The sequence below is a fragment of the Bradyrhizobium sp. WSM1253 genome (assembly GCF_000244935.1).
GTDB lineage: Bacteria > Pseudomonadota > Alphaproteobacteria > Rhizobiales > Xanthobacteraceae > Bradyrhizobium > Bradyrhizobium canariense.
In genome coordinates, this window is sequence record NZ_JH600073.1 from 1,167,197 (window position 1) to 1,174,882 (window position 7,686).

5 protein-coding genes are annotated in these 7,686 nt (G+C 59.9%); 3 read left to right on the forward strand and 2 right to left on the reverse strand.

Annotation, left to right across the window (positions count from 1 at the left end):
- On the reverse strand, window positions 1-1,411 hold a 1,411-nt coding region (locus BRA1253DRAFT_RS07510), incomplete at its 3' end, for a VCBS domain-containing protein (protein ID WP_007592712.1).
- 2,302 nt (window positions 1,412-3,713) lie between these two features.
- Window positions 3,714-4,193 (reverse strand): hypothetical protein, encoded by a 480-nt coding sequence (locus BRA1253DRAFT_RS07525; protein ID WP_245285872.1) that lies wholly within the window; start codon window positions 4,191-4,193, stop codon window positions 3,714-3,716.
- Between the two features lie 676 nt (window positions 4,194-4,869).
- Here BRA1253DRAFT_RS07525 and BRA1253DRAFT_RS41185 point away from each other — a divergent pair.
- From BRA1253DRAFT_RS41185 to istA, 3 genes are all read left to right on the forward strand, one after another.
- Window positions 4,870-5,214, forward strand: a complete 345-nt coding sequence (locus BRA1253DRAFT_RS41185; protein WP_007592717.1) for an H-NS family nucleoid-associated regulatory protein — start codon at window positions 4,870-4,872, stop codon at window positions 5,212-5,214.
- A gap of 981 nt (window positions 5,215-6,195) precedes the next feature.
- Complete coding sequence (locus tag BRA1253DRAFT_RS07535) at window positions 6,196-6,432, forward strand: hypothetical protein (protein ID WP_007592719.1); 237 nt, start codon at window positions 6,196-6,198, stop codon at window positions 6,430-6,432.
- A gap of 521 nt (window positions 6,433-6,953) precedes the next feature.
- On the forward strand, window positions 6,954-7,686 hold a 733-nt coding region (istA, locus tag BRA1253DRAFT_RS07540; RefSeq protein WP_007592721.1), incomplete at its 3' end, for an IS21 family transposase.

Consider the following 7,686-nt stretch of genomic DNA (forward strand, 5'->3'; position numbering starts at 1 on the left):
CGGTGGTGTGCGAGTCGTCGGTGGTGACCGACGCCGTCAGCATCCCGAGCGCCCCGGCCGACGGAGTCACACTGGTGACGCTGTGGGTGTCGGAAAGGTCGACGTCGCTGAACGACAGCATACCGCTCGCGGTCTCGCTGGTCGGGTGGGCGTCCTCAGTCACCGCGCCGCTGGCGCCAACCGTGATCACCGCATTGTCGTTGGTGCCGGTGATCGTCACCGTGACGATCTTGTCGACCGTCGAGGTGCCGTCAAACAGATGGACCGTGAAGGTCTCGGTCTTGGTCTGGCCCTGCGCCAGATATTGGATCGCGCTGTCGGCAACCGAGTAGTTCCAGGTGATCACCCCGCCGGTGCCGGTGGTGTGCGAGTCATCGGTGGTGACCGACGCGGTCAGCATCCCGAGCGCCCCGGCCGACGGAGTCACACTGGTGACGCTGTGGGTGTCGGAAAGGTCGACGTCGCTGAACGACAGCATACCGCTCGCGGTCTCGCTGGTCGGGTGGGCGTCCTCAGTCACCGCGCCGCTGGCGCTATTGCCAGCGCCAACCGTGATCACCGCATTGTCGTTGGTGCCGGTGATGGTCACCGTCACCGTCTGGGTAGCCGTCGAGCCGTGGCCGTCGTTAACGGTCACCACAAAGCTCTCGGTGACGCTCTGACCTGCGGCTAGATACTGGGCGGCCGAATTGTTAAGCGCATAGTGCCACTGCACCGAGCCGTTGGCGGCATTGGGCGCCTCGCTGACCGGGTCGAGCGAGAAAGTGCCGAGCGCAGTGGTGTTGGAAGCGACCGCCGCGAACGTGGCCGAATGGGTGTCGCTGAGATCGGCGTCGTTGAAGCTGATGGTGCCGGCCGCGCTCTGCGAATCCGAGGGATCCGGCGTGGTGTTCGCGTCTTCTACCACCGAGCCGCTCTGCGGACTCGATGTGATAGAGACGGAGTCGTTTGCGCCATTGAACTGGAGCGTCACCGTCGCCCAACTGAGCGTGCCGTTGCCCAGCTGGATCGCGTAGGTGAACGTATCCGTCAGCGTTTGCCCGGCCGCCAGCGCCTGAAGCTGCGTGTTGATGTCGCCCTTATCGTAATGAACGGTGCCGTCCGACTCGATCCAGATGCGCGCACCGAGCGCGCTGCGGTCACCGGTACCGACCATTCCGGCAGCGTCACTGCTGTACGCCAGATCTTTGACCAGCAAATCCGCAGGGGCGTAGTTCTTGGTGGACGCAGAGGTGCTCGTTCCGTCGTCCAGGGAGAACAGCGTCTTGGCCGCGCCCCCAAGATCATTTGCCAGCACGTTCAAGATGAGAATGTTGCTGACGTCTTCCGTAAACGAGAAAATGTCCGTGTTGGCTTGCGGAGCATTGCCGAACGAAACCGTGCTCCCGCCGCCCGTTGTCTGCGTCGCCATAGCTTAAATCCTCTGGGTGATGCGCCGTCCGCATTCACGAACCGGCACAAATTGCACAATGGCGCGGGGATGATCGGCCGTTGCCTTGTCTACGCTGCTGAAGAAAAATGCCGAGCTGCTCAGCAGGCCTGCCGTCCTGCTCAGCGCTTCGAAAATGTGCAAAGAGAACACGTGCCGCTCAAGCCAGTTTGGGGCTGGAGCCGCTCCGAGCTCGTGAGCGGATGCCGTGACAGCCGCCATGTTTGCAAACCGTAAACCTGTCTGGATCGAACGATCGCAAGTTGACGAAGAAGAATTCGACATTGCGCGAGCCCGGCCGAACATTGCTACAAAATGCGTGCACGTCATTCGCAACCTCGCCTGCCAATGCAGAGCAGGGAGCGTCGCCGCAAAATCAATTCACGCAAATTGGTAGCGCTCGCTCGAACGGCGATAGGTCCGCCGACCGCAGCTCCATCAACTGCTGCCAAGTTACGCGAAAGATCTAGCGGTATCCCCCCTTGCCCATCGTGGCCGGTGCTTGGCCGCCCACGTTTGGCAATCATTGATTTTGCAATATTCGCCACTTCAGAAGCGACAACAGTGACCAAGAAGCGTCACGATCATCCACTCTCGATTAAACCAAACTTATTTTAAATTAAAATGGCAGTCCATTTATTAGTTTATACGCCGCATTTAATGATTAATGCATCAAAATCAAGAAGAAGGAGGCTCTTGCGCCACTCCTTGCGAGGCGACCCCGGAATTTTACGGCATTTACCCACATGCACTCGGTCCGCGAGATGGTCATTGCTACGCGTAGATCGACAGTCGCATGGAGCCAACTGGAGCAAAACTCAGCCCTATCTGCGAAGACGAGGCATGAAAGCAACAGCCTCGCAATGCGTTGCGCGTGATTATTAACTTGCGCACCCGACGCGATCCAGGCCCGCCCCGCGTGACGCGGCGAACTTGGCTTTCAATGCGATGCTGGTCATCCTCTCATGGGGTCAGTAGCCGTCCTGGTCGCCCGGCGCACGTTCCAGAGTGTGAGACCATTGCGGGACTCCATGGTGGTGCGCTCCAAGAGCGAAGCGGGTCGCCAGACCGCTGACGCAACCCAACTGCGGGTTATGGCTCGGTAGCCGGGGCACGTGCCCTGGAGGGCGGCGGCGAGAAGAGCCCTCGGTTGGGATTTCTGACGTTGCGATGCTCGCGCACGGAGCTTCGCTTCTCGTGTTGCTGCGCCGCACGTTTTCTCGTTCGCTTTACCGCGCAACAGGTCCCCGCGAGCAAGCATTCGAAATCGATGTGAAGCTTAAACCGAAAGCAGTTCCCCGTCGGCTTACAAATGGAACCCAAATTGACCGCCATTAAATGAGAAATTTGATTATCTCATATAATCATGATGACTCCATCGCAAAATTGAAAAATATGTTTGGGGAAAACATGGGAGGTTGAAATGGAAGCTGCCCGCCGCCTGCGTGCAATGGCGCTGCTGTGCCGACAGACCGCCGCACTCCAACCTGAGAGAAGCTGGAAACTGCTTGCAGAGGCAGAGTACTGGGAGCATCTGGCGGCTGCGGCTTCAGCTCATTGAGCTTCGGTCGAGTGTTCTTTCTTTCGCTTTCGTCGACTTCTTACTTCAAATCATTTCTGAGGCATGTGATGTCGAGTACGCGTCAGATTTTTTCTAGTGCTGTTCTGAACGAACGGCACCAGGCGCTTCTGGAGGAGCTTAGAGAGGTGGAGAAGCTTCGAAGTAAGCTCCGACATGTAGAAGCAAGAACAAGAAGACGGCGTACCAAAGCGAGCGGCAGAGCAAGAGCCGTTTAGAGACCGACGGGACCGCAGTAGCGAGCCTCGGTGACGACGTCGCTGCGACATGTCGGCAACCAGCCAGGCCGGGGTGCCTCACAATGCTCGAACTAACTCGGCGGCGAGACCGGCCGTCTATTCAGGATCGCGCGTTAGCTCCGACCTTCATTCGACGTTGCACTTCGGAACACAGCAACGAGTCGATCGCCTTGCCAAAGCTCAACGTCGTGCTCGTCATGCATTTGCTCGGCTCGGCGTCTCGCCGCCTGCTCATCAATGCAGTCGAGCTTTGCAGCGCAGATCACTTGCCGGCTGCCGTCCACCACGAACACCTTGTACCGCATAATGCAGTCCGATCCCAAAGGCGACCGTCATCGTACTCGAATGTCCGTCTAAGGCAGTGCCAAACTAGGTGTGGCGCACGGAATCTTTGTACGTGTGGCAGTTCGGCTATACCAGCTCGTGGAATCCATTGATTGCGCGGCGACTGTACCTCGCATCTAAGCTAACGTAATCTCCACGCATGCCGAAGCGTGCGGCTCGAGCTCAAGAGCGAGAGGCCACCAAGCGTCATCAGCAGCACACCGAACCAGGCCGTCCAGCTGCGCGCTTCGCCGTGCGCCTCTGCAGTGCGCGCGCCCAGCGGCATATCTTGAGGTGCGTCGGCGAGAAGCTGCCCAACGTCGACTTGGCCCGGCACGGAGTGTTCGGAGGTGAGCTGGTTGGGAAGATCGACAATGGGGGCCGCCGACCCCGTGCCGAGATTGGAAGCGGCATCAGCTACCTTCATTTCGGGTACAGGCGGCTGAGATTGCTCCGGCGGTGCGGCGCGTAGCAACTCCGCGCGCGCATCAACGACCGCGCTCCACCTCGTCCCGTTCTCGTCCAAACTGGCGCTGCGGTCTTTGGCCACGCGAGCCCGAATGGGCTTCTTCACCGTCGCGATGCCCTCGGTCAGGAACCAGCATTTGCGGCGACCGTCCATTCGGTAGACCCAATGCTGTCCACCAGTGGTCGAGGTACCGGGACGCGGCACGCATTCGGCTTGCGGCGGAGAGGTTACCGTGGGTTGGGGCGTAGCAGTATTGAAGAAGTCGGCAAGAGGGGTGGAAGACGCAGGCGCCGCCGATAAACCTCCGACAAGCACCAAACTGGCGAAGTACAATCGCAAATGACCGGACATCAAAAACTCCCGGGTGCGCCCCACCCCCGCTCGAACCTTAGCGGCGACAACGGCTCCCATGCGGCTTAAATCGGGCGGCGCAATGAATTAATTGTACTCTTGGCCACCTGATTAATATGCTGGTCCGGAACTCCAGGGGTGCAACACGAGGCAGCGCGATCGATTCATCGGGCCTCCTGAGTTGTGCCGGGCCTCGCTCCCCGCTATCCGCGCCGCCGCCGCACGGCCGATCGCCATCTCGCGCTCGTCCCCGAACACGAAAGCGCCTGGCCGAGGGGGAGTTTGTGGATGTCACGAGACGTGGCGACCCCTTCGCAGCGAATTAAATACTCCGCCACGATATTACCACTGTCGCGCCTTCCTGCTACCTCTCGCATTAAATATGGATTGGACGATCAATATTTAACTGAGGGCTTGTCTGCTCCCGGATTCCCGACTTGTCTGCCTGGGCCTTCTGCCCAAGATTAGGGATGGAGCCATGAACACCGCGCATTTCAATTCGCTCTCCGTTGACGAGCTCTGGATACTTCACCAAGAGGTCGCCGCCAAACTCACTCAGAAAATGTTGGTGCAAAAAGCACATTTGGAGGAACGGCTCCACAGGATTGGACTAGCCAACGAGGCCACGCGGTTCAATCGCAAGCGCCGTCCATACCCGCCCGTTCGTCCCAAATATCGCAATCCGAAGAACCCAGCGGAGACGTGGTCGGGTCGCGGCAGGCTGCCTAGATGGCTGCGGCCGCAGCTTCGAGGCGGCCGAGATTTGGACGATTTCCTGATCGGCTTCAGCCCAAAGGCGGCAGAACAATTGAGCGCCGACTGAGGCATTTTGGGATGGGAATGCTGGCGCCGGCTGCTACCCTTGGGCTCTGAGCTTTTCACATCATCGTTCAAACGCGGGTCATGACCATGCTTGTAGGCATGGCCATAGCGAGCGCACTTGCAATCTGGCTGATGGTCTCGCTGAATCGCTCGGGGGGGCTCGCGGCGCAGTGAAGACATCGACGAGAATCTCAAGCGCGCGATGGCCCGCGTCTAGTCGTGGTGCCCTCTGAAGTGCCGCCTAACCGCATTCCACGCTCGAAGGACTGGACGGAGGAGGACGACGAATAGAACTCTGATTGCAACCGGCGTCATCCCGCGCTGCAGGAGAGGTGGGTCGTGATCGTCGGAGCGACCGGCCGTTGTGTTGATCGTCACCGGAGATGGAGTTCCTGCTCGCCGAGTAGGTGCCGGTCTGCGCGAGGGCAGGACAACTACAACGAACAGAACGTTCACCAGTAGCCATATTCCCACAATGAGAAGGGCAGTACGCACGAGGAACGACCATCGTTGGATCTAGAATCTGCCGAGGTTACTCCTGCCTCATACCCGGCACGCAACCGGCAACACTGCGTTCGCGGACGGAGCCGCTTCAGCGCAGCCGGCACATTTCGCATCCCCCCGGCGCCGTTGGGCCCCGAGCGCTTTGCGAGCGTCCAGATCGATCGCAGCCTAGTCCGGCGCAACACTCGCGTCTGTGCGCTTTCGAACATTCATGGCCCTTCAGGTATGCTAGTTCTATGCATCATCCGGCGAGAGCCGGACAGGGATGGCTCATCGGCCAAGACGGCCGTCCTCAGCCCGCAATCCTGAACAGGGGCTGGGTCATGGAGCATGGCCAAATATCGCAGCACGATGAGCGGCGAATTTGGCGGTCCGCATAGAACCAGTATCGAGTTTCGGCAGTTGACTCCGGGTGGATCCGAACAAGCAAACTGATTTGTTCGGGCCAAGGATAAGTTTAAAAGCTAAGCCGGCACACATGAAGGACCTCCGACGACGTTTGGAAAAGGTCCGCGCTGACGCCAGAGAGCTTATGCTGATGAGTCAGCAGGCGACGGACATAGAAAAGCGCGAGCTGTTTAAGCGCTTGGCGGATGAACTCGCCTTCGAGGCTCTCGAGCTTGAGCTAATCGTCAAGAAAAATGAGCGAGCTAATCCGTGCGACCAGCACGAGGTCGTGGAGTTTAAGCCGCCCTCTCAGCGAACGCGCGGCTGATGCGGAAGAGGTCAAGCCGGCTCGATCGGCGTGCACAACGGAACTTTGCGCATGGCTCCACCAGCGAACGCTGCTCCGCCTTCGCCGCATCGCATTGCGTATTGCGGTTGGGGGGACCCAATCCGGAAGCGGTGACGTCATTGTACGCCGCCAGCAGTTCATCCATATGGTCCTTCCGTCGATTTCGAAGAACAGCGGGGTTTCAGCCTAGGCGCCCAGGCTACGGAAGTGGTCGACTATTTTTCGGTGAACCTCGATCGCAGCCACGGACCCACCCGTAAATTTCCCAAGTGTTCGAAACGAGGCGCGCTGGTTAAGTGGTGCGGGTGAGCACCGCATGCGGAATCCGAGGCAAAGCGGCCACCGATTCCGACGGAAGGCGGCCAGCGATTCCGATCGAAAGCGGCCACCCAATCCGAACGAAGGCGGCCACCCTGTTGATAGGGTGAGACGGGGGGCGTTGTCGGCAATCTGAACGGGGCAAGGTCCCTCCTTTTGCGGTTCACGCAATGGGAGGTCCGATGCCCGCCGAGAGATTGCCGATGCGGAAGATTCGAGAAGTTCTACGCCTGAAGTATGCCTGTGGGGTGAGCGATCGGGTGATCTCCCGATCGGTCGGGATCGGTCGCACGGCGATCGCGGAGTATGTCCGCCGCGCCGCGGTGATCGGCATCACCTGGCCGATACCGGAGGAGCTCGACGACACAGCACTGGAGCGCAAGCTGTTTGCGCCAGCCGGCTACAACCCGCCGCGATCGAAGCCGCTTCCGGATTGGGGGCATGTCCATGCCGAGTTGCGCCGCCGCAGCGTAACGCTGGCGCTGCTGTGGGAGGAATACCGCGGCCATCATCCCGACGGCTACGGCTACAGCCGGTTCTGCGACCTCTACGTCGAATGGCGCCACGGCATCACGGCGACCATGCGGCAGACCCACGCGGCCGGCGAAAAGCTGTTCGTGGACTTCGCCGGCGATACCGTGCCGGTGTTCGACGGGCTTACCGGGGAGGTGCGCGCCGCCAAGATCTTTGTCGCGGTCATGGGAGCGTCGAACTACACATTCGTCCAAGCCCGGTTCAGCGAGGCGCTGCCCGACTGGATCGGCGCCCATGTGGATGCGCTCACCTTCCTGGGCGGAGTGCCGAAGGCGCTCGTCTGCGACAATCTGAAGGCCGGGGTGACGGTGGTGAGCCGCTACGAGCCAGGCGTCAACCGGACTTACCAGGATCTTGCCACCCATTACGGCACCACCATTA